Source organism: Paenarthrobacter sp. CCNWLY172, from assembly GCF_037402035.1.
Lineage (GTDB): Bacteria > Actinomycetota > Actinomycetes > Actinomycetales > Micrococcaceae > Arthrobacter.
Genome location: NZ_JBBEGB010000001.1, coordinates 1 through 22,876, shown reverse-complemented (window position 1 = coordinate 22,876; position 22,876 = coordinate 1). Strand labels below are relative to the sequence as shown.

The following is a 22,876-nucleotide window of genomic DNA, read 5'->3' as shown; positions in this document are numbered from 1 at the left end:
CCGGACGCTCTTCCACATCCCACGGGCTTCCCGGGAACCCTCGCTCACATACCAAGGGCTTCCCGGGAACCCTCGCTCACCTCACGCGTGGTTTAGACGGCGTCCGCCAAGTAGTCGATGGCCAGCTTGTACCCGAGCACACCCGCACCGACGATGATCGCGGTGCAGACGCCCGACAAGTACGAGTGGTGGCGGAACTCTTCACGCTGGTGGACGTTGGTGATGTGGACTTCGACGGCGGGTAGCTGCACTGCGGCCAGGGCGTCACGAAGTGCGACTGATGTATGCGTGTAGGCGCCGGCGTTGATCACTATCCCGACAGCGGTGCCGCGCGCCGAGTGGATGGCGTCGAGCAGGTCACCTTCGTGGTTCGACTGCACACAGTCAACAGTGAAGCCATGGGCGGCAGCCGCCGACATGGCGAGTTGCTCGACGTCCGCGAGTGTTGACGTTCCGTACTTCTCTGGCTCGCGGGTGCCAAGAAGGTTGAGGTTGGGTCCATTGATGACAAGGATGGTGCCGCGACCGGCTTCGGTGGCGGGGGTGGCTTCAGTCATGGCTCCCAATCTATAGCGGCCCGGGAACGCAGGGTAAATATGCCCGCTCCATGAGCGGTGGCAGCCCGAAAACACCCACGATGCGGGAGGGCCCCTACTTACGCGTGCATTGACCTGGCGATACGGGGCTGTTGAGTCCCGGGGCCTGCGCTGCCACAGGCGACAGGTCTGCCATGGTGAGGGCAAAGCCGAGGGCGGCATCGGTGGTGGTCTTGGCGAAGATCAGCCCGGCCACCTCGCCCTGCATGGTCAGCAGCGGACCGCCGGAGTTGCCCGGCTGGACATCACCGGCCAGCTTGTAGACCAGCTCCGGAGAGGGATTGTCGCCGTAGATGTCCGGGACAATGATGGTCGAAATTCCTTGGACGGTGGCCGGCTTTGATTGGAAAGGACCGCCGTGCGGGTACCCGGCAAAGGCGGCAGGGCTGCCTTCGGGCAGGTCGGCACTCATCGGCAGTGGGCTGGACTGCAGCCCCTCCACGGCCAGGACTGCGATGTCCCGCTGGGGGTCGAAGTACACCACCCGACCCGGCAACGCACCGCCGTCGGGAACTTCCACCACCGGTTGCGACACGCCCGCCACAACGTGCGCGTTGGTCACGACGCGCCCGGGCGAGACGACGAATCCGGAACCGGTCTGGTTCTGGCCACATTCAAAGGCTGTACCCGCGATCTTGAGGACGGACTCGGCCGCCTGGTTCAAGGCAGGGGTGTCCGTTGAGGCGTTGGGGACGGGCACCGGGGTCACGGGGCCGATGCCCTCGATGAGCTTGGGGATGCCATCGCCGATCACCGTGGACCGCAACTGCGCCATGGTGCTCTTGACGGGCGTGGGAGTGATGGTGTCGATGTAGCGGATCACGCGGGAGCCAGCCAGCTGCTGCGAAACAAAAGGCACACCCAGCGAACTGATGCTGAACGCCAGCATGGACATGACCAGCGCCGCCACCACCACGCTCACCACGCCACCGATCAACCGGTCAACGGCGTGCAGCGGCTTGATCCGCACGGCGTGGCGGATTTTGCGCCCGATCATGGTTCCCAGCCCATGACCCAAAGCAATAAGCACGACGGCGGCACCCACCGTGGCGGTCAGCCTCCAGCCGCTGTCCGTCACCCAGCCACTCACGAGCGGCACGGCAACGAACGCAGCGATGGCGCCGATCACAAATCCTGCAATTCCACCCAGCGTGACCATAAAGCCGTTGCGCAGGCCATAGATCAGGTAGGACAGCAGCATCAAGATCAATGCCAAATCCAATATCGTCAAGCCAAACACCAATGCTCCTCATAGCCGGGTAGCGCCAATTGTAGTTGTGGACCCTGACAACCAACCGTTAGTCACATCACCCGCAGCAGCCACCAAAAGCCGGTTGAGGGCCGCCATTTGCGGCGTTCCGTGGCCGAAATCCGCGTAGTTTCAGCGTTTCACGTGCCAAGTACGTCACAGAAGCCTAAAAATTCTGAAACAATGGCCTGAGCGCCACGACCGAAACTTATATTCAGGAGATTTCATGGACATCGAGGTATTGCGCCGCGCACCCCTCTTCGCCACCCTTGACGACGACGCATTCCGCTTGCTGACGGACGAACTCACCGAGGTGGACCTTTCACGTGGGGCTTCGGTGTTCCGCGAAGGCGACCAGGGTGACCAGCTCTACTTCATCGTTTCCGGCAAGGTGAAGCTCGGCCGCACCTCCCCCGATGGCCGCGAGTCCCTGCTGGCCATCCTCGGCCCGGGCGAGCTGTTCGGCGAAATGGCGTTGTTCGACCCCAGCCCGCGTACCGCCACGGCGACCGCCGTTTCGGAGACCCGCCTGGCCGGCCTCAAGAACGAGAGCCTCAACGCACTGCTCCGCACGCGTCCCGAGGTTTCCGCGCAGCTGCTGCAGGCTCTGGCCCGCCGCCTCCGCCGCACCAACGACTCCCTGTCCGACCTCGTCTTCTCGGACGTTCCGGGCCGCGTTGCCAAGGCCCTGCTGGACCTGGCCGACCGCTTCGGCCGTCCGGCGACCGACGGCGTTCTGGTGGCACACGAGCTCACGCAGGAAGAACTGGCCCAGTTGGTTGGCGCTTCCCGCGAAACCGTCAACAAGGCACTGGCCGAGTTCGTTCAGCGCGGCTGGCTCCGTCTGGAAGCCCGCGCCGTCGTGATCCTGGACATGCAGCGACTCCGTCAGCGTTCACGCTAAACGCCTCAGCTCAAAAGCCGCCCCGGTCGTAACCGGGGCGGCTTTTTTGGTTGAAAGTGAGAGAGGGTCCGGCTCAAGCCCTAGGGACGTGAGAGACGGTCCGGCTCAAACCCGCGGGACGTGAGAGACGGTCCGGCTCAAACCCGCGGGATGTGAGAGACGGTCCGGCTCAAACCCGCGGGATGTGAGAGAGGATCCGGCTCAAACCCGAGGGATGTGAGAGAGGGATCGGCAGGAAACCCGAGGGACGTGAGAGAGGATCCGGCTAACGCTCGCGCTGGGGCTCCCCGGCGACCGTGCGGGCGGCTTCGACCTCGAGCATCAGGATTCCGCCTTCATCCACGAGCTTCGCCTGGTACACATGCGCTTTGCGTTTGTAGCTCAGGTAGGCGATGCACCCATTGGAGGCCGCCATTTTCTCGAGCATGATTTCGGACCCGGGAACCAAAATCTGACCCAGGGTGAGGCCCACAGTATTCGGCTGGCCAATCTCATCTCCGAGCGCCGGGGTGTCCCTGAGGGCAATCGCTTCGGCGGCCGTAACCCAGCGCCCCCATACGCCTTTGCTTCCCAGGATGCTGGGTTGCTGGTTCACGGGGACCGTTGCGGCAAAGTAACGCGTGTTGAAGCGGGTATGGGCAAAATCCGGGCTGAGCCAATTCACCAAGGGCTTCAACAGATCCGTCCGGAGGGAGAGCCCGCGCTTGGAGAGCATCTCCGTGAAGGACTTTTCCTGGGCCGCCACGGCTTCACGGGCCCGCATCCAATCGACCGTCGAGTTGGCCTCAACAGTGGAGGAAGCATCCGGTCCGGCGAGCAGCACGCCGGTTTCTTCGAAGAGTTCGCGGATGGCGCCCACCACGTGACGGCGGGCGAGTCCGACGTCGTCTGTTCCCATGTGCTCAGCCCACTGCTGCGGCGTGGGGCCTACCCACCCGACGGGATCGTCGTCGGACGCGTCCAGGGAGCCGCCCGGGAACGCGACAACACCCAACGGCGAGGATCCCGGCCTGTAACCAAGCCAGGTCTCCAAACCGGTGGGCGAGTCGCGCAAGAGCACAACGGACGATGCGTAGCGGGCGGCCCTGGGGGTCCGCTCGCCGAGCTCAAGCCAGTTTCGTGCTGCCCCTTCGAGTTCGGGAGGCAGTACAAACAGGCGACGGGCAAGCTGCGGCAATTGGGGGAACCGGTTCCTTAGCTGAATTCAGCGATGAGCTCGACTTCAACAGGAGAGTCGAGCGGCAGGACAGAAACGCCGACGGCGGAGCGTGCGTGCTTGCCCGCGTCGCCAAGGACCTGGCCGAGGAGTTCGGACGCGCCGTTGATGACGCCAGGCTGGCCGGTGAACGTCGGTTCGGAGGAGACGAAGCCGACGACCTTCACGATGCGGGTGATGCGGTCGAGGTCGCCGATGACGCTCTTGACTGCCGCCAGGGCGTTAATGGCGCAGACGGCGGCGTAGCGCTTGGCGTCTTCGGGATCAACGGTGGGTTCGTCGGATGTGCCCAACTCGCCGAGGGAGACCTTGCCCGTAGCTTCGAGTTTGCCGTTAATAAAGGGCAGCTGTCCGGACGTGTAAACGTAGTTGCCGGAGACGATGGCCGGGACGTAGTCCGCAACGGGTGCGGCGACCTCGGGGAGGGTCAAACCGAGCTCGGCCAGGCGCTGCTCGACAGCCGACGTGGGAGCGCCGGATTCCGCGGGAGACGTGGTTTCTGCGGGGGTGGTCATGGTTACTGCTTCTCCCTCTTCAGGTATGCAACAAGGCCTTTGCCATCGGGGCCACCGACGACCTGGACAAGCTCCCAGCCGTCTTCGCCCCACTGGTCCAGGATCTGCTTCGTGGCGTGAATAATGAGCGGAATCGTGGCGTACTCCCATTTGGTCATGACAGAAAGCCTAGCCCTTGACGGTAAAGTGGAAAACATGGTGACTCGCAAGAACCCACTATTCGACACTGCCACCACCCTCGGAAAGATTCTAGGTTTCCTCGGTGTGAGCGCGATTTGTGGCGTCCTGGTGGCGGGCCTTTTGGTCCCCGCAGCCGCCGTTTCGGGCAGTGCTGCCAGTGGTTCAATACAGTTCTTTGACACTCTGCCGGCGGAACTGCAGGTGGATCCGCCCAGCCAGAACACCACGATCCTGGCGAAGGACGGTACGCCGATCGCTTCGATCTACGCGGAGAACCGGACCAAGGTTCCCTTGGATTCGATGAGCCCGTTCATCAAGGACGCTGTCATCGCGATCGAGGACAGCCGTTTCTATGAGCACGGCGGCATCGACACCACGGGCATCATGCGAGCCATCGTCAGCACCGCCCGCGGCAACAAGCAGGGCGCGTCCACCATCACGCAGCAGTACGTGAACAACGTCATCAACGAGTCCCTGGTGGCGTCCGACCGTGAAGAAGACGTCAAGCTCAACGGTGGCGGCAAGGGCGTGGGCGACAAGCTCCGCGAAATGAAGCTCGCCATCGCGTTGGAGAAGAAGTTCTCCAAAGAGCAGATCCTTGAGGGCTACCTCAACATCGTCTTCTTCAACCGTGACGCCTACGGCATTGAAGCCGCCTCCAAGTTCTTCTTCAGCACCACTGCGAAGGACCTGACGCTTCCGCAGGCCGCCCTGTTGGCCGGCCTCGTGAACAGCCCCTCGGCCTTCGATCCCATCGCGAACCCGGACAACGCGCAGAAGCGCCGCGACCTGGTGCTCGCTGCCATGGTGAACCAGGGCAAGATCACGCAGGCCGAGTACGACGAAGCCGTCGCCACCCCGGTCACCACCAAGGTCACTCCCGCCCGCCAGGGTTGCGCTTACGCCACCATGGCGCCTTACTTCTGTGACTACGTCCTGCACCTTCTGTTCAACAACCCGGCGTATGGCGACACCACCGAAGAGCGTGTCAAGCGCGTCCAGCGTGGCGGCCTCACCATCCAGACCACCCTCGATCCGACAGCCCAGACCGTGGCCCAGCAGCAGGTTGATGCCACGGCCGGCGCCAACCCGGATAAGTGGGGCGCGTCCATCACCTCCGTCCAGCCGGGTACGGGCCAGATCGTCAGCATGGCCCAGAACACCGTCTGGCTGCCTCAAGAAGGCAAGTTCGATCAGACCCAGAACTTTAACGTTGACGTCCTGGACGCCAACGGAAATGACCTCAACGGCATTGGTGGCTTCCAGCCCGGCTCGACCATGAAACCCTTTACGTTCGCCCAGTGGCTGAACGAGGGCAAGTCGATGAACCAGAACGTCAACGCGAGCGTCCGCAGGTACGGTGTGAACTTCCCTTGGCGGAACACCTGTCCCACGCCCGTGAATGGTTTCTACGACAGGAACGTGGCCGGTAGCTTCGACCTCCAGAACTCGGATGAGGGCTACTACCGGAACATGACCGTCCTGTACGGCCTCATGAACTCCATCAACACCGCGACGTTTGCTTCGGCTTCCCAGGTTGACCTCTGCGGCATCCAGGGCATCGTGGACGCTACCGGCATCCACGGCGGACTGCCGACGCGCGATGACACGGGCAAGGTCACCGACCCGAACCCCAAGGTCCCGATGACCACACTGTCCAACCTGATCGGCGCCACCCAGACTGCGCCGCTGACCATGGCGGCTGCTTTTGCGACCTTTGCCGCTGACGGCAAGTACTGCGAACCGATCGCGATCACGTCGGTGAAGGACCAGTCAGGCGCTGAACTGCCGGCGCAGTCCTCCAACTGCAAGGACGCCGTGAAGCCCGAGGTTGCCCGTGGCGTGGCCTACGCCATGCAGGAAGTCCTGAATGCCGGCTCGGGCTCACTGATCCGCCCATCGCTTTCCACGAAGGGCAACTTCCCGGTTGCGGCCAAGACGGGTACCAACGACTCCAACGGCTCCACCTGGGTGGTGGGTTACACCACCGGCTTGGCCACAGCCTCTTGGTTCGGTGATCCGCTGGATAACCAGCTGCGCCCGGGCCGCAATCTGACCGTCAACGGCAAGTTCTACCCGGCCATCGACGGTTACATGATCGCCGGTCCGCAGTTCACCAACTACATGTTGTCGGTGGCTCCTGCCTACGGCACCAACCCCTTCCCTGCGCCGCCGTCCAACCTGCTGGGCACGGCGGCCCCGCAGCGCAACACCACGCCTGCGCCGTCCAATCCGAACCCCGCCCCGCCTTCCAATAACGGAAACGGCGGCAACGGAAACAATGGAAATAACGGCAACGGCAACAACGATAAGGACTAAGCGTGTCCTTCCGTGATTCACTGGCAAACCGCGTCCGCACCGTCGGGCGCGGTTTCGCCGTCACTACAGCTCTCGGTGCAACAGCCGGCGCAGCAGCCGCCGCCTATGGCTGGTGGGAGAAGGACCAATTTGAGGTCCGCCAGGAAACTTTGCCAGTCCTCCCTGAGGGTTCAGCACCATTCCGGATCCTGCACCTCAGTGACATCCACTTCGTGCCGGGCCAGGACAAGAAAGCCCTGTGGCTTGAGTCGTTGGCTGAGTTGAAGCCCGACCTCGTGGTCAATACAGGCGACAACCTGAGCCACGCGAAAGCCATCGATCCCCTGATCCAGGCTCTGCGTCCGCTCTTGGAGTTCCCTGGCGTGTTCGTTCCAGGGTCCAACGACTATTACGCCCCGCGGATCAAGAATCCTGCCGGCTACTTCCGCGGACCGTCGAGGCACAAGAAGGACCCCATCAAGCTCGACTGGCCAAAGCTCCGCTCCGCGTTCGGGATGGGTGGTTGGATCGATCTGACCAACCGCGCCCAGTCGGTGGTCCTGAATGGACTCCGCTTCGATTTCTCCGGAGTGGACGATCCCCACCTCAAACGCGAACGGTACGCCGGTTGGCCCCGGGGAACCGTGAACCAGGATGCGCGCCGCCACCTGAAAGTCGCTGTGATCCACGCTCCCTACCAGCGCGTGCTGGACCACTTCACCGAGGCCGGAGCAGACCTCATCCTCGCCGGCCACACACACGGCGGCCAGATTTGCATCCCCGGCTACGGAGCTTTGGTCTCCAACTGCGACCTCCCCACGTGGCGCGCCAAAGGCCTCCACGACTGGGAAAGCAAGGAATTCACGACGCCGGTGAACGTCTCCGGTGGCATCGGCACCTCGCGTTTCGCGCCAGTCCGGATCGCCTGCCGCCCTGAAGCAGTGCTGCTCACCCTCACGGCACGCAGCTAAACGCCGAGAGATCATTACGATCCCCAATAACTGGGTCAAACATTTCACCGACGTTGCGTGGTCCTGTGAAACGAATCACGCCATGGCATAGGGTAGTTGCTACGGGAAACTACCTCCGCACCATCTGAAGATCCAGCTGTTGAGAAGCGGGCATGTCCAAGCAAACGTCATTTTTCACCTCCGTCGGCCGGCTGTACCCTCATGTGCGGCCCATCCTCCCCCGCCTGTTCATGGGCCTGATCTGCGCCTTGCTCGCGAGCATTGTTGCGCTGACGATTCCGCAGGTACTGCGTGTCCTCGTCAACAACTCCTTGCAGCCGGGCGGTTCCACGGACGCAGTCTGGATTGCCGCCGTCGTGATCCTTGCGTTGGGCGTGGCTGAAGCGGGTCTGGTGGCATTGCGCCGGCAGTTCGTTATCAACCCGGCCACCACGGTTGAGACCAGGATGCGCGTGACCCTGTACGGCCACCTGCAAGAGCTCACCGTGGCGTTCCACGATCGCTGGGGCTCGGGCCAACTGCTCTCCCGCGCCATGACGGACCTGAGCTTCCTGCGCCGTTGGATGGCGTTCGGCGCGATCATGCTGGTGGTCACCACGCTGACGGTGATCATCGGCGTCGGCGTGATGTTCTCCATGAGCTGGCAACTGGCGCTGATCTTCCTGGGCGCGGCAGTGCCGATCATGATCAATTCCTTCCGCTTCCGCCGCCGCTTCAGCCTGGTCACCCGCCTGAGCCAGGACCAAGCCGGCGACCTCGCCACCACCGTTGAGGAATCCGTCCATGGCATCCGCGTGCTGAAGGCTTTCGGCCGGAGCCGCGAAGCACTGGAAAATTTCAACGGCCAGGCCGAGGAACTCCGTCAGACCGAGATCGCGAAAGCCAAGCAGCAGGCCGGCTTCACGCTGGTGGTCACGCTGCTGCCGGAACTTGCCCTGGGCGTCGGGCTGGTGGTGGGCATCATGCTCGCTGCCAGTGGCCAGCTGAGCATTGGCTCGTTGGTCGCCTTCTTTGCCACAGCCGCGGTAGTAGCCACTCCCGTGGAATTCTCGGGCATGCTGCTGGCCATGGCTCTGACCGCGAAGACCGCACTGGACCGCCACTTCGAAGTCATGGACACCGAAAACACCATCACCTCCCCAGATCACGCGAAGGTACCGGAGACCGTGCAGGGCGCCTTGCGCTTTGAGCACGCCGGTTTCGGGTTCGAGGACGGCGGTTCGCTCCTCCACGATCTCACCCTGGATATCCGTCCCGGCGAGACCATGGCCCTGGTGGGTATCACCGGCAGCGGCAAGAGCGCCATGCTCCAGCTGGTCCCCCGCCTCTACGACGTGACCGAGGGCGCTGTGACGATCGACGGCGTGGATGTCCGCGACTACGACATTGACGAGCTTCGCAGGATCGTCGCCGTGGCCTTCGAGGACACCACGCTGTTCTCCAGCTCAGTGCGCGACAACGTCCTCCTGGGAGCTCCCGATCCCAGCGATGCCGCTTTGGACGAGGCCTTGGATGTGGCGCAGGCCCAGTTCGCCTACTCGTTGCCCGATGGCGTGGACACGCTGATCGGTGAAGAAGGATTGAGTTTATCCGGCGGCCAGCGCCAGCGTATTGCCTTGGCGCGGGCCATCGCGGCCAAGCCGAAGGTCCTGGTACTTGATGATCCCCTGTCCGCGTTGGACGTGAACACCGAGGAACGAGTGGAAGCCCGTCTACGGGAGGTCCTCCGCGAGACCACCACGTTGATCGTCGCGCATCGCCCATCCACTGTGGCGTTGGCGGACCGGGTGGCGTTGCTCGAAAACGGCACCATCACCGCCGTCGGGACCCACACGGAACTGTTGGCCGAAAACGACCATTACCGCTACGTCATTGCCAGCCTGGACACCGGTCCCAAAGACCTGGACACCGAACTGGACGAGCTCGAAGAAGCTGAGGAGGCCCGCCGGTGAGTGCCACAACGTTTGGAACCGCCAACGAGGACAACACGCTCCTCACCAAAGCAGACAGCAAAGCCGTACGACGCCGGTCGCTCACCTTGCTTGCCTCGCTCATCCGCCCTGTGCGGTTGCGTTTCTGGCTGACGATCGTGATGGTGGTGGTCTCGCAGCTCACCCGGGTTGCCGGTCCGGCGCTGATCGCCTTTGGCATCGACAACGCCCTCCCGGCGTTGCAGGCGGGTGACAACGGGCCGCTGGTACTTGCGGGTGCCCTGTATTTGGCCGCTGCGATCGCTACCGCCGGAATGACGGCACTGTACGTGACCTCCACGGCCCGGCTCAGCCAAGCCATGCTCCTGGATCTCCGGCTCCGCGTCTTCCGGCACACCCAGCGGCTGAGCTTGGAATTCCACGAGAAATACACGTCCGGGCGCATCATTGCCCGGCAGACCTCGGACCTTGAAGCACTCCGCGAACTCCTCGATTCCGGTGTCAGTTCCCTGGCGTCCGGCATGCTGTTCATGGTGTTCACCGCTTTTACGATCTTTGCGCTCGACTGGCGCAGTGGACTGATCGTCCTCGGCGCCGGCGTCCCCATGTTCTTCCTGGCCCGCTGGTACCAGAAGCACTCGCAGATCGCGTTCCGTGAATCCCGGGTGGTGTCCGCCCGCTTGATTGTGCACTTCGTGGAGACCATGACCGGCATCCGCGCTGTGAAGGCCTTCCGCAAGGAGCCTGAGAACGCTGAGCGTTACGGCGAGTTGGCTGAGGATTACCGCAAAAACACCGTCCGCTCCATCAACCTGAACGGCATCTTCCAGCCGGGCCTGGTGCTGATCGGCAATGTTTGCGTGGCCGTGGTCCTGCTGTTCGGTGGATTCCGGGTGGTGAGCGGTGACCTCGCGGTCGGTGTGTTGCTCGCATTGATCCTCTCCACCAAGCGCTTCTTCCAGCCCGTGGACCAGATGGCCATGTTCTACAACTCCTTCCAGAGCGCCCAGGCCGCACTGGAGAAGGTATCCGGGCTCCTCGAAGAAGTTCCCACGGTCCGCCCACCCAAGAACCCTGTGCCGCTGAAGAGTTCCCGGGGCGAGATCGATTTCAAGGGCGTGGAGTTCGGCTACGGCGACGGCAACCTGGTTGTTCCCAGGATGGATCTGCACATCCCGGCCGGACAGACCATTGCGCTGGTGGGACAGACAGGGGCCGGCAAGTCCACGTTGGCCAAGCTCGTGGCGCGTTTCTACGACGTCACGTCCGGTTCGATCACTCTGGATGGGGTGGATCTCAGGGACTTGTCCACCACCGACCTCCGCCGAGCGGTAGTAATGGTGACCCAGGAAGCATTCCTCTTCAGCGGTTCCGTGGCGGACAACATCGCGTTGGGCCGGCCTGAGGCTTCACGGGCCGAGATCGAGGCTGCTGCAGCCGCTGTGGGAGCCCACGAGTTTATCGTGAGCCTCCCTGAGGGCTACGACACGGACGTCAACAAGCGCGGTGGGCGCGTGTCCTCAGGCCAGCGCCAGCTCATTGGTTTCGCCCGGGCCTTCCTTGCCGCGCCGGCCGTGCTGATCCTTGACGAAGCAACGTCCTCGCTGGACATTCCGTCAGAGCGGATGGTTCAGCAGGGACTCGCCCAGCTCTTGGAAGGCGTGGCCGGCGGGAACTCCGCCCGCACCGCGATCATCATCGCCCACCGGCTCTCCACGGTAGAGACGGCCGACAGGGTTTTGGTGGTCCATGACGGACGCATCGTGGAGGATGGGACGCCAGCAGAATTGATCAGCGGAGGCGGACGGTTTGCCCAGCTGCACGGGGCCTGGCGGGACTCGTTGGTGTAGCTCCCCTTGGCCGGCCGCTGTGAGGAGCGACACCTACCCTCCGATTTCGCATCACGGGACGTTTCGGCTATTCTTGAACAGTTGCTTTCGCAGCGGATCGGGATGTAGCGCAGCTTGGTAGCGCGCTTCGTTCGGGACGAAGAGGTCGCAGGTTCAAATCCTGTCATCCCGACCAAACAAAGAGGGTCTTCCATCTGGAAGACCCTCTTTTGTGTTTCCCCTGCCTTTACCGATGGGCAAAAGAAAACCCCGGAGCATCGCTCGTCACGCTCCGGGGTTTCTTTTACTACAATTGATTTACATGGGGTCCGGCCAGTTGCCGATGGACATCGGCGTGTACGTGGTGTCCGTTGACTTGGTCGGCGCCGCTACGCGCATAGGATCGGGCCAGTTGCCAATAGCACTGACGGTGCTGGAATCGGCTGCGGGAGCAGCAGAGACCACACCGGGAGCCGCGACTGCGAAAGTCAGTGCGCCCGCCACGGCCACTGAAGCGATGATTTTCTTGAACATGATGTAGTACCCCAATGCGAGTCGGATTCGTTACGGAAATTGCACGGTCCCTGTTGACATACATTGTAAAATGTTTTCCACAGAGACTGTCAAGGTTTTGGTCAAAAGACACCTGTAGGAGGGACCCGTGGGAAACGGATTCGGCGAGAAGCTACGTGCCGAACGGCTCGAACGTGGGTTGACGCAGGCAGAGCTCGGCAAAAACCTGTATTCGCCCAGCTACATTTCGCTGCTGGAAACAGGCCGTCGCGAACCAACGGCTGAGGTCATCGAAGAACTGGCGCGCCGGCTCGAACTCGCGCCCAAAGCCTTGGAAGCGTGGAGCCAACCCGTTTCCGTGAGCGACGCAGAGTACGTCCTCGCCGGACTCTACGCCCGGCAAGCCTGGGACCTCCGCGACTACCAACTCGCTGCCAGCCACGCCGCCACCGCCGCGCAGATCGCCCTTGAGGCCAAGAACAACAGCGCCTGGTGGAACATGACGTACATGCAGGCCGAATGCGTCATGAAACAAGGGCAGCTGAAGGAATGCCAGCAAATCGTTGAGCACCTCCTGGAGCACCCTATGGCCACCGAATCCGCCGGCTTGGGAGTGCGCGCCTGGCAGATGCTTGCCGCGGTGTGTCACGGACAAGGTCAGCTGGCCACCGCCGTCGAGCATGCCAAGCAAGCCGTCAAACTCAGCGAACAGCTGCCCAAGGGTTCCACTCTCATCATCGGCGCGCACCGCGCGCTGATTGGTGCACTTGCCGAGAGCGGCAAGCTTGATGAGGCCTGGGAGTATTGCCTGGCCATGATCGAGCACATGGACGAGCACTCCATGTCCCAGCTCGCCGGCGAGGTGGCATGGGTGGTAGGCAACGTGGCCTTCATGCGCCACGACTATGTGGAGGGCATCAAGCACCACGAGCGCGCGGCCAAGCTCCTCTCCCCCGCCAACGACATCGAGCTGTGGGCCCGCTTCAACAAAGCCTCCGCAGCGGTCCGGCTGTCCTCGGGGATCGTGGAACCGGAAACCCTATCCGCCATCGAGCGCGCGGAACTCGCGCTGTCCATTGTGGGCGGAAACAAGACGGATCAGCTGGAGGTTGCCTTCATTCGCGCCCGCTGGCTGTACCTGACCGGTGACATTCCGGCCGCCGTCGACAAACTCCGCGAAATCCATGCAGACCGCAAGGTCCTGGCCAGGCACACTGCCGGCGAGGTCTCGCTCTTGCTCGGCAAGTCTCTGAAGGCAGCCGGCGAAGCCTCTGAGGCACTCCAGTTCCTGGAAGAGGCCCAGCACGACTTCAGCGCGGCCGGAGCTTCAGACAGGGTCCAGCAGGCCATGGACGCCGTGCTGGAGATCCGACTGGCTGAGCGTCGTGCCGCCAAGGAACACTCGGGAGCATAACCAGCCGAACGCAAAACTGCCCCGGACCAGACGGCCCGGGGCAGTTTGCGTTATCGCTTAGGCGAACGTACGGCCGGTGAGTTTCTCGTAAGCCTCCACATAGCGGGCGCGGGTGCGCTCTACAACCTCGGCAGGCAGGGCCGGCGGCGGTGTGTCGGAGGACTTGTCCCAGCCGGACTCGGCGGACGTCAGCCAGTCGCGGACGTACTGCTTGTCATAGGAGGGCTGCGACTTGCCCGGGGCGTACGTGGACGCGTCCCAGAAGCGCGAAGAATCCGGGGTGAGGACTTCGTCGCCCAGCGTGATGATGCCAGTGGCTGCATCAATGCCGAACTCCACCTTGGTGTCGGCCAGGATGATGCCTCGTTCGCGGGCGATCTCCTCGGCGCGGGTGTAGATCTTCAACGTCAGCTCGCTGAGTCGTGCGGCGATATCATCGCCCACCATGGCCACAACGTCGTCGTAGGTGATGTTGACGTCGTGTTCGCCCACCTCGGCCTTGGCCGACGGAGTGAACAGCGCCTTGTCCAGGCGGGAGCCGTCCACGAGGCCTTCGGGCAACGGAATCTCGCAGACCGTACCGGATTCCTTGTACTCCACCAGGCCGGAGCCAGTGAGGTAGCCGCGGGCAATGCACTCCACCGGGAACATGTCCAGCTTCTTGCAGATCATGGCCCGGCCCTCGACGGCGGCAGGAACGCCACCGTCAACCGTGGACGCCAGCACATGGTGCTCCACGTCCAACTGGTCGAACCACCACAGGCTCAGCTGCGTCAGGACGCGGCCTTTGTCCGGAATTTCGCTGCTCAGAACATGGTCGTAGGCGCTGATGCGGTCGCTGGCCACTACCAGGACGCACTCTTGGCCGATCTTCTCCGTGATGGCTTCATCGGCCGGGATATAGAGGTCGCGGACCTTGCCGGAGTAGACGTGCGTCCAGCCCGGAAGCTCCAGGGTCTCCGTTTCGAACCCGCCGGTGGGGAGTCCTTCAGTCATGCCTAGGCCTGCACTTTCGGGATGGTTCCGGTGGCCGTGTGCGGTACGCGGATTTCACCGCGGGCGGCCTTGCCACCGATGTCCGTGCGGAACTGTGAGCCTTCAAGCTGAACCAGCTCCACGCCGTCGTACGCTTTTTCGCGCGCTTCCACCAGATCGGAACCAAGCGCGACAACCGCAAGGACGCGGCCGCCTGCGGAGACCACCTTGCCTTCGTCATCCAGCTTGGTGCCGGCGTGGACCACGTGCACGCCGTCCAGCTCATCAACCTTCTTCAGCCCGCGGATGCGGTCACCCGTCCGGGGTGCGTCCGGGTAGTTTTCGGCGGCTACGACGACGGCGACTGCTGTGTCCTTGGACCAGCGCAGCTCCTCGGCGGTGTCCAGTTCGCCCTTGGCAGCTGCCAGCAGCAGCGCGCCGAGCGGCGTCTTGAGGCGGGCCAGGACAGCCTGCGTCTCGGGATCGCCGAAGCGGACGTTGAACTCGATGACTCGGGTTCCGCGGGAGGTCAGGGCCAGGCCGCAGTAGAGCACGCCGACGAAGGGGGTGCCGCGGCGGGCCATCTCGTCCACGGTGGGCTGGGCCACGCGGTCGATGACTTCCTGGACCAGGCCTTCGGGAGCCCACTCAAGCGGGGTGTACGCACCCATGCCGCCGGTGTTGGGGCCTTCGTCGTTGTCGAAGATGCGCTTGAAATCCTGCGCCGGGGACAGCGGGACAGTGGTGCGGCCGTCGCAGAGGACGAACAAGGAAACCTCGGGGCCGTCAAGGAATTCCTCGATCACCACGGTTCCACCGGCGTCGAAGCAAGCCTGCGCGTGGGCCAAAGCCTCCGCGCGGTCCTTGGTGACCACGACGCCCTTACCTGCGGCAAGGCCGTCGTCCTTGACGACGTGCGGCGCGCCGAACGTGTCCAAGGCGTCAGCAGCTTCCTCGGCGTTGGTGGCCACGCGGGCCATGGCCGTGGGGACGTTGGCTTCGGCCATGATCTGCTTGGCGAAAGCCTTGGAAGCCTCCAACTGGGCAGCTTCCTTGCTGGGACCGAACACCGGAATGCCGGCTTCGCGGACGGCGTCGGACACACCGGCAGCCAGCGGCGCCTCGGGTCCTACCACAACCAGGTCCACGCCGAGCTTGGTGGCGAGGGCAGACACGGCTTCCGGGTTGTTCCCATCAATCGCATGGGTGGGAACGAGTTTGCTGATGCCCGCGTTGCCCGGGGCCGCGTGGACCTCGGAAACGTTGGGATCTTCAAGCAGAGAGCGGACAATGGCGTGTTCGCGGCCGCCTGGGCCAATGACGAGTACCTTCACAGTCCTCAAGGGTACTTTGTGAAGGGCGCGCGGCCTAAGCTGTGTCATTCACCGGACCTTGCTGCGCCCTAGACTTGGCTTATGCCCATGAGTTCGCATGAAACGTTCAGCGTTGAGTCCGCGGTGGAACTGGCAGTGATCGAACGAAGTGGCTTTATAGAGTCCCGGCACATCGGCGCGGCCGTTGTTCTCGCCGGCGACGGCTCGGTGGTCACCCGTCTTGGTGACATCGATGCCCCCATCCTCGCCCGCTCCACTCTCAAGCCCTTCCAGGCCCTGGCCTCCATGCAGTCCGGCGTGCCCCTGCGTGGCGCACAGGTTGCTGTTGCCTGCGGCAGCCACACCGGGTCCCTGGATCACATGGACGTTGTAGAGGGAATGCTCAAAGCGGCTGGAGTGAAAGAAGAGAACCTCCAGTGCCCCACCGCCTGGCCGCAGGACGAGACTGCCCGAAACTGGCTGGTCCGGTCGGAGCGGGGCCAGTCCAAGCTGGCCTTCAACTGCTCCGGCAAGCACGCCGCTTTCCTGTGGGCCTGCACCGAAAACGGCTGGGACCTGCGCAGCTACCTTGAACCGAACCACCCGCTCCAACAGAGGGTCCGGTCCGTCATTGAGGAATACAGCGGCGAAACCATCTCCCACCTGGGGATCGACGGGTGCGGTGCCCCTGTTGCCGCCATCTCGTTGACCGGCCTTGCCCGCGCCTATTCCCGGTTGGCCAAGTCCCCGGGGGATAAATCCTCCAACGCCCGGGCTGCCACCATCGCCACCTCCATGCTGGACTACCCCTGGGCCGTCCAAGGAACGGGCGAGTCCAACACCATCGTCATGGAAGAACTTGAGGTCCTGGCGAAAATCGGCGCCGAGGGCATTCTGGTCCTGGCCACGTCCACCGGCGCAACGGTGGCCGTGAAGATGCTGGACGGGAACCTCCGCGCCACGTCCTTGGTGGGACTCACCCTCTTGGCCGTGAGCGGAGCCGTGGACATTCCGGCCGTCTCCAACGTCCTGGAACGAGTAGTGGAGCCCGTCCTCGGAGGCGGACGCACCGTGGGTAAAATCCGGCTGGGCCACGCCGTCTCGGCCCTGCTCGACTAGTACTTCAGAGGAGAAAACCCATGGCCGTTGCACGACGCCGCGTCAACATTGAGGAAGGCCGCGCCGCGCTGGGAGCCTGGCGGGCCGCCGTCGAATCTTCCGGCACCGTTGGTTCGCCGGGCACCGTTGCCGGGAACCCGCCGTCGCGCTCGTTAATTGCGACGGCGGTCCGCTACTCGCTGGAGGAAGTCACCGCCCGCGCGCCCGGCAATTCGGTGGAGGTCCGTGTGCCGCCGTTCGGCGTCACCCAGTGCGTGGAGGGTCCCCGCCACACGCGCGGAACTCCTCCGAACGTGATCGAGTGCGACGCCGCCACGTGGCTTTCGTTGGTGACCGGCAGCCTTTCGTGGGCGGACGCGGTTTCAACCCACCGGGTGACCGCGTCCGGCCTGCGCGCGGACCTCTCCGGGCTCCTCCCCCTCTAGGGAGTTTTTCTACAGCCAATGCCCCTAAGACCGTGTCTTAAGGGCATTGGCTGTATAAAACTCTGGAGTTAGTCCGGGGTGGACGCCTGGCCACTCCGCTTGCTCATTTCGAATTGCGGGATGTCCTCCGCCGCGGGGCCACCGCGGAACTTCGGGGACGGTTCCTGGCCACCGCTGATGCGTTCGAGTTCTTGCTCCTCAAACACCTCTTCCTTGCCGAGCATGATGGCGGAGTCATGGTTGGTGATTTCGCCGTTGAAGGCGCGCAGCATGACGCTGCGGTCAAACTGGCCTTCCCATTTGGCCACCACGAACGTTGCCACGCAGTTGCCCAGCAGGTTCACCACCACGCGCATGGAGTCCATGAGGCGGTCGGCTCCGAGGAGGAGTGCAACACCGGCTACAGGGAAGATGCCCAACGCTGCTGCCGTGGCGGAAAGCGCCAGGAAGGAGGAGCCCGGCACGCCCGCCATGCCCTTGGAGGTCAGGAGCAGCACGCCGAGGGCAGCCAACTGCTGGCCGAGGTCAAGATTGTGGCCGAACGCCTGGGCCAGGAACAGCAGCGAGATGGAGAGGTAGATCGCGGCGCCGTCGAGGTTGAAGGAGTAGCCCGTGGGAACTACCAGACCCGTGGTGGCACGCGAGCAGCCGGCATTGGTCAGCTTGGTCATGATGCGCGGCATGACCGCTTCGGTGGAAGCCGTACCGAGCGCCAGCAGGAACTCTTCACGGGTGTATTTGAGGAAGGACCAGAGCGGTACGCGGGCGAAGCCCCAGGCCACCAGGAACAGCAACGCGATGAAGACAATCGCCGCACCGTAGCAGGCAGCTATCAGGAGGGCGTAGGTACTGAGCGTGCCCAGCCCGTACTGGCCGATGATGAACGCCATGGCACCGAACGCGCCGATGGGGGCCACCTTCATGATCCAGGACATGATCTTGAAGATCAGCTCCAGGACGGTCTCCATGAGGCTGATGACCGGCATGCAGCGTTCGCGCCCGATAACCACGATCGCCGCACCGAAGAAGACCGAAAAGAACAGGACCTGGAGCAGGCTGTTGTTGGCGAAGGCGCCAATCACGCTGACGGGAATGACATCCAGGATGAATGCTGCTGCGTCCTTGGGAGGCGCGTTTCCGGTCTTGGCGTTGAGGGCGTCCTGGGACAGCGTGGAGGGGTCGATGTTCAGCCCGGCGCCGGGCTGAACGATGTTTCCCACGATGAGGCCGAAAACCAGGGCAAAGAGGGTGGCGCCGGTGAAGTACAGGAGCGCCTTGACCCCGACCCTTCCGACCGCCTTGACGTCGCCCACTGCCGAGATGCCTGTGACGATCACGAGGAAAATCAGCGGGGCAATGATCATTTTGATGAGTTGAATGAATCCATCACCCAGTGGCCGGAGGGCGGACCCGATGGTCGGCCAAAAATGGCCGATGAGTACACCTGCGACGACGGCGATCAGGATTTGAAAAAAGAGCGACTGGTACAGCCGCTTTTTCTTCTGCGGGGCCGAACTCGCCTTCAGCGCCGCGGGGTCTGGGATCTTCATTGATCTGAACCAATCAGTTTGGGAACAGCCCCACATTTTCGGGGGATATTTTCAATGTAATCCCGCTCACATCATTCCGCAAGGGGGAAATGAGTTTCCATATTATGGAAGTCACATTTGGTTTAGAAGGTCCGCGCCTGCACCTCCACCACCTTCTTTGAGCACGAAAATGCCCGCGACACACCCCCTGTGAGGCGTGTCGCGGGCATACGGCTTTCAAAGTGGGTGGTGGCGGTAAGCGGCCTGGCGGTCGGGGCAGGCTCTTGGGTTAGCCGCGGCCTACGAAGGGCATGCCGGCAGCCGTCACCACCAGGGAACCCACACTGGCTGACGCCGGCATGTTGGCCATCATCAGCACAGCCCGGGCGGCGTCGTCCACGGGGAACATGGGTTCCACTTTGCGGCTCCCGTCTGCCTGCAACGCGCCGGAGCCGACGCCGATGGTGTCCATGATTTCGGTGCGGGTATTGCCGATGTCGATCTGCCCACAGGTGATGCCAAACTCCCGGCCATCCAACTCGATGCTCTTGGTCAACCCCGTCATCGCGTGCTTGGTCACCGTATACGCCACAGATCTGGGCCTGGGCGAATGCGCCGAAATGGAGCCGTTGTTGATGATGCGGCCACCCTGGGGCTCTTGGGACTTCATGGCCCGCACAGCCTCGGCCGCACACAGCATGGAGCCGGTCACGTTGACCCGCAGCGTCGCTTCCCACTCGTCCACACTGATCTCGCCGACGTCTCCGGCCGGCCCAAAGATCCCGGCGTTGTTGAACAGCACATCAACCCGGCCCCAGCGCCGGCGGACCTCCGCGAAAAGATGCGCGACATCGTCGGGCGCTGTCACGTCGCACGGAACCGCAAGCGCCTCCGGATGGTCGCCGGCGGTCTCCAGCAGTTGCGCCTCACGGCGCCCGGCCAGCGCAACGCGGTAACCCTCGGCGAGCATCAGCCGGGCAACGGCCCGCCCGATCCCCGAACCTGCCCCGGTGACGACGGCGACCCTCGGGTTGGTGGGCGGACTGGAGTCGGTCATGTGGTTGCCTTTCGGGGAAATGAGAGGGTGGCAGCGTCAGCCCGCGGCTTGGCTTGCGGCTGGCTGGGGTGGCGTTGCTGGGCTGAGGTTATCGGCCAGCCTATGACAGTCTTCGGACGCGGCGTGGCATAAGTCCTGACCTTGGACGTGGACAAGCCAAGACGGACCAAGGACTCGGCAATGGTGACCGCCGCCGCCACGCCGTCCACTACGGGGACGCCGGTGCGCTGACGGATCTCCTCATCGAGTCCGGCCATACCGCCACAGCCAAGGACTATCACTTCGGCTTTGTCTTCATGGACTGCCTGCTCGGCCTGGCCCACGATCGCCTCCACAGCACGCTCCGGATACTCCTCGAGTTCCAAGACAGCCATGCCGCTGGCCCTCACAGAAGCACAGCGCGCCTCCAGGCCAGCGAGCTTGAGGCGGTCCTCGATGAGCGGAACCGCACGGTCCAGCGTGGTGACCACCGAATACTTGTGGCCCAGGAACATCGCGGTGCTGGCTGCGGCCTCGGTGATATCGACCACCGGGACATCCAGGAGTTCCTGGAGGCCTTCGCGGCCGTGCTCGCCATAGCCGGCCTGGATGACGGCATCGAAAGGCCCGGGGTAGTTGACCACGGCGTCCATGACAGCGATCGCCGCGAGGTAGCTCTCAAAGTTTCCCTCGCAGGAGTCGGCGCCGAAACGCGGGGTGATGCCGATGATCTCAGTGCCGGGGGCAGCTGCGGCACGGGCCTGGGCTGCGATGGAGTCCGTCATGGACTGGGTGGTGTTGACGTTTGCGACAAGGATGCGCATGGAGTTCCTCTCAACGGCAGCGCCCGTCCCCTGCCGGCTGGCTTGGATCCGCTTGCTGGAACTCGTTATGCCAGTGGGATCCGGGAGGACGGGCGACGCCGTGACGTTCGGTGGGTCAGTGGGTGCTGGCGACGGCGATCGGCTCGCCGGAGACGTCCTCGTGGACCTGCTTCTTGTCCGCGACAGCGAAGTACGTCAAAGCGGCGACGCCGGCTCCGATGAACCAGGCGAACGGTGCAGCTGCTGCCAGCCCGGGAATGAAAGCGATGGCAATGGCAATGCCGGCTGCCGGAAGCATGGCAATGATCGCTTTCGGGTTCACGCCGCGCTTGTAGAAGTAGGCACCCTTGGGATCCTCGGTGTAAAGCTCGGGGACGTTGACCTTGCCGCGGCGGACCAGCCAGTAGTCGGCCATGACGACGCCGAACAGCGGGCCAAGCAGCGCACCGAGGCCACCCAGGAAGTACACGATGACAATCGGATTGTTGTAGAGGTTCCACGGAAGGATGACCAGGCCAATGGTGCCGCTGACCCACGCAGCCTTGCGGAAGTTCAGGTGCCGCGGGAACAGGTTGGTCAGTGCGTAGACCGGAGCCACGAAGTTGGCCATCAGGTTCACCGCGATGGTGAGGATCAGGAGGGCGAGGCAAGCCAGGACCAGCAGGAGGGTATTGGGAATGCTCTCCACAATGTCCGAGGGACTCTCAATGACAGTGCCGTTGATCTTGTACTGACCACCGGCCATCACCACAACGATGGCGCCGAAGAGCAGCATGTTGATAGGGATGCCCCAGAAGTTGCCCTTGACGATCGACTTCTTGGAAGCCGAAGAGCGCGTGAAGTCGCAAAAGTTCAGGACGAAAGTTCCGTAGATGGAAACCCACAGTGCACCACCGGCAAAAATGGTGAGCCACATTTCGGTACCTTCCAGGCCCTTGATGCCGCTCCACTGGATGGCTCCGCCTGCTTCGATGAAGACCCATACCGCGATCGCAGCCATGGTCACCAGGATGATGGGCCCGGCGAATGCCTCGTACTTTCGGATCATTTCCATGCCGAAGCTGACGATCACCAACTGCACAATCCACAGTGCCACGAAGGAAAACCAGCCCAACGTGGAGAGGCCAAGGATGGAGTTGCTGTCCAGGTCCTTCAGGCCGGGGGCCATGGCCACCAGCATGACGCGGAGGACCACCGAAGCCAGGTAGGTCTGGATGCCGAACCATGCCACGGCAACGGCGCCGCGGACCAGGCTGGCAATTTGTGCTCCGCGGATGCCAAAGCTGATCCGGCTCATGACCGGGAAGGGAACCCCGGTCTTCTCGCCCATGAACCCCGAGAAGTTCAGGAGGGCGAAAAGGAGGATGGCGCCGATTCCGAGGGCCACCAAAATCTGCCAGCCGCCCAGACCAAGGGAGAACAGGCCGATGGCGAAGGCGTAGTTACCCAGGCTGTGGACGTCATTGGCCCAGAGGGTAAAGATGCTGTAGCTGGTCCACTTGCGGCCTTTGGCCTTGGTGGGAGCGAGGTCGATGTTGTAAAGACTGGGGCTGATGGTACGGCCTGATGCTTCGGAAGCAATGGCGCAGAGGTCAGTGTTGCCTACGACCGGATGGTTGGGGCCACCTGCGTCTTTGTCTCCCGGAGTCTCAGTGACGCCGACTGATGAAGTCGTCTGCATCGTGGATCTCCACTTCGTACTGATTCCACAATGCGGAATCTAGTTATTGAATAGTGAAAGCACTCTATGACTCAGGTCACGTAACGTCAAGGGTTGCGGGTGTATGCAGGGTCACATTCGGTTGCTTGGGCAAAGCTTTCCCAGTTGACTGATTCGGATACGCAATCCGTGTTGACGCTGCCCATCAGCAGACGTAATCTCGAATTGCAGAATTTTATTCTCACAATACGAAATTCCTTGAGCGCCCCCACAGAGCAAGCGCCCAGACATTCAATGAAGAGAGGTTGGACGTGGCTGCAGGAGAAGAGACCTCACACATCCTCAGCGGGTTGACTGCCCAGCTGCCTGATCGTGATCC

Annotated in this window: 20 protein-coding genes and 1 tRNA gene; 9 read left to right on the top strand and 12 right to left on the bottom strand. The window is 63.0% G+C overall.

Features of this window, described 5'->3' with window-relative positions; all coding sequences use genetic code 11:
* Positions 1-92 precede the first annotated feature (92 nt).
* Both aroQ and WBN73_RS00100 read right to left on the bottom strand, forming a co-directional pair.
* Positions 93-557, bottom strand: coding sequence for a type II 3-dehydroquinate dehydratase (aroQ, locus tag WBN73_RS00105; RefSeq protein ID WP_337339140.1), 465 nt, complete (start codon positions 555-557; stop codon positions 93-95).
* A 94-nt stretch (positions 558-651) separates the two neighbouring features.
* Complete coding sequence (locus WBN73_RS00100; RefSeq protein ID WP_337339139.1) at positions 652-1,836, bottom strand: MarP family serine protease; 1,185 nt, start codon at positions 1,834-1,836, stop codon at positions 652-654.
* Between the two features lie 235 nt (positions 1,837-2,071).
* Here WBN73_RS00100 and WBN73_RS00095 point away from each other — a divergent pair, with 235 nt between their 5' ends.
* The gene (locus WBN73_RS00095; protein ID WP_011775987.1) at positions 2,072-2,749 is read left to right on the top strand and encodes a Crp/Fnr family transcriptional regulator; all 678 of its coding nucleotides are present in this window, start codon (positions 2,072-2,074) and stop codon (positions 2,747-2,749) included.
* Positions 2,750-3,014: 265 nt separating this feature from the next.
* On the opposite strand, the gene WBN73_RS00090 is transcribed toward WBN73_RS00095, so the two are convergent.
* From WBN73_RS00090 to WBN73_RS00080, 3 genes are read right to left on the bottom strand one after another with little or no spacing between them, the layout of a single operon-like run.
* Entirely contained in the window at positions 3,015-3,926 is a 912-nt protein-coding gene (locus WBN73_RS00090; RefSeq protein WP_337339138.1) for an NUDIX hydrolase, read from the bottom strand.
* Between the two features lie 17 nt (positions 3,927-3,943).
* On the bottom strand, positions 3,944-4,480 hold the full coding sequence (locus WBN73_RS00085; RefSeq protein WP_207594591.1) for a RidA family protein: 537 nt from the start codon (positions 4,478-4,480) through the stop codon (positions 3,944-3,946).
* A gap of 2 nt (positions 4,481-4,482) precedes the next feature.
* Positions 4,483-4,638, bottom strand: coding sequence for a DUF4177 domain-containing protein (locus tag WBN73_RS00080; RefSeq protein WP_011775990.1), 156 nt, complete (start codon positions 4,636-4,638; stop codon positions 4,483-4,485).
* Positions 4,639-4,675: 37 nt separating this feature from the next.
* Between WBN73_RS00080 and WBN73_RS00075 the strand changes: the two genes are divergently transcribed.
* The 5 genes from WBN73_RS00075 to WBN73_RS00055 all read left to right on the top strand — a co-directional run bounded on the left by WBN73_RS00075 (position 4,676) and on the right by WBN73_RS00055 (position 11,885).
* Positions 4,676-6,979, top strand: coding sequence for a transglycosylase domain-containing protein (locus WBN73_RS00075; protein ID WP_242703393.1), 2,304 nt, complete (start codon positions 4,676-4,678; stop codon positions 6,977-6,979).
* Between the two features lie 2 nt (positions 6,980-6,981).
* Complete coding sequence (locus WBN73_RS00070) at positions 6,982-7,929, top strand: metallophosphoesterase (protein ID WP_280623500.1); 948 nt, start codon at positions 6,982-6,984, stop codon at positions 7,927-7,929.
* Positions 7,930-8,081: 152 nt separating this feature from the next.
* Complete coding sequence (locus WBN73_RS00065) at positions 8,082-9,881, top strand: ABC transporter ATP-binding protein (protein WP_337339137.1); 1,800 nt, start codon at positions 8,082-8,084, stop codon at positions 9,879-9,881.
* Positions 9,878-11,710: an ABC transporter ATP-binding protein gene (locus WBN73_RS00060; protein WP_337339136.1), complete on the top strand. Its 1,833-nt coding sequence runs from the start codon at positions 9,878-9,880 to the stop codon at positions 11,708-11,710. Before WBN73_RS00065 ends, WBN73_RS00060 begins: the two co-directional genes overlap by 4 nt.
* A 98-nt stretch (positions 11,711-11,808) precedes the next feature.
* Positions 11,809-11,885 (top strand) — tRNA-Pro (locus WBN73_RS00055).
* A 122-nt stretch (positions 11,886-12,007) separates the two neighbouring features.
* Here WBN73_RS00055 and WBN73_RS00050 read toward each other — a convergent pair.
* Positions 12,008-12,223: a hypothetical protein gene (locus WBN73_RS00050; protein WP_026546560.1), complete on the bottom strand. Its 216-nt coding sequence runs from the start codon at positions 12,221-12,223 to the stop codon at positions 12,008-12,010.
* Positions 12,224-12,350: 127 nt separating this feature from the next.
* On the opposite strand from WBN73_RS00050, the gene WBN73_RS00045 reads away from it, so the two are divergent.
* Positions 12,351-13,616: a helix-turn-helix transcriptional regulator gene (locus tag WBN73_RS00045; protein WP_280623502.1), complete on the top strand. Its 1,266-nt coding sequence runs from the start codon at positions 12,351-12,353 to the stop codon at positions 13,614-13,616.
* Positions 13,617-13,673: 57 nt separating this feature from the next.
* On the opposite strand, the gene WBN73_RS00040 is transcribed toward WBN73_RS00045, so the two are convergent.
* Together WBN73_RS00040 and purD are read right to left on the bottom strand one after the other, a co-directional pair.
* Entirely contained in the window at positions 13,674-14,612 is a 939-nt protein-coding gene (locus WBN73_RS00040) for a phosphoribosylaminoimidazolesuccinocarboxamide synthase (protein ID WP_280623503.1), read from the bottom strand.
* A gap of 2 nt (positions 14,613-14,614) precedes the next feature.
* The gene (purD, locus tag WBN73_RS00035) at positions 14,615-15,973 is read right to left on the bottom strand and encodes a phosphoribosylamine--glycine ligase (protein WP_337455426.1); all 1,359 of its coding nucleotides are present in this window, start codon (positions 15,971-15,973) and stop codon (positions 14,615-14,617) included.
* A gap of 33 nt (positions 15,974-16,006) precedes the next feature.
* Here purD and WBN73_RS00030 point away from each other — a divergent pair, with 33 nt between their 5' ends.
* Both WBN73_RS00030 and WBN73_RS00025 read left to right on the top strand, forming a co-directional pair.
* Positions 16,007-17,023, top strand: coding sequence for an asparaginase (locus WBN73_RS00030; RefSeq protein ID WP_337339135.1), 1,017 nt, complete (start codon positions 16,007-16,009; stop codon positions 17,021-17,023).
* A 20-nt stretch (positions 17,024-17,043) separates the two neighbouring features.
* Positions 17,044-17,448 (top strand): sterol carrier family protein, encoded by a 405-nt coding sequence (locus WBN73_RS00025; protein ID WP_207594667.1) that lies wholly within the window; start codon positions 17,044-17,046, stop codon positions 17,446-17,448.
* Positions 17,449-17,516: 68 nt separating this feature from the next.
* Here WBN73_RS00025 and WBN73_RS00020 read toward each other — a convergent pair whose 3' ends face one another.
* From WBN73_RS00020 to WBN73_RS00005, 4 genes are all read right to left on the bottom strand, one after another.
* Entirely contained in the window at positions 17,517-18,998 is a 1,482-nt protein-coding gene (locus WBN73_RS00020; RefSeq protein ID WP_207594669.1) for a cation:dicarboxylate symporter family transporter, read from the bottom strand.
* 268 nt (positions 18,999-19,266) lie between these two features.
* The gene (locus WBN73_RS00015; protein ID WP_337339134.1) at positions 19,267-20,034 is read right to left on the bottom strand and encodes an SDR family oxidoreductase; all 768 of its coding nucleotides are present in this window, start codon (positions 20,032-20,034) and stop codon (positions 19,267-19,269) included.
* Positions 20,031-20,837: an aspartate/glutamate racemase family protein gene (locus tag WBN73_RS00010; RefSeq protein WP_337339133.1), complete on the bottom strand. Its 807-nt coding sequence runs from the start codon at positions 20,835-20,837 to the stop codon at positions 20,031-20,033. Before WBN73_RS00010 ends, WBN73_RS00015 begins: the two co-directional genes overlap by 4 nt.
* Positions 20,838-20,952: 115 nt before the next feature.
* Entirely contained in the window at positions 20,953-22,518 is a 1,566-nt protein-coding gene (locus WBN73_RS00005; RefSeq protein ID WP_207594675.1) for an NCS1 family nucleobase:cation symporter-1, read from the bottom strand.
* Positions 22,519-22,876 lie beyond the last annotated feature (358 nt).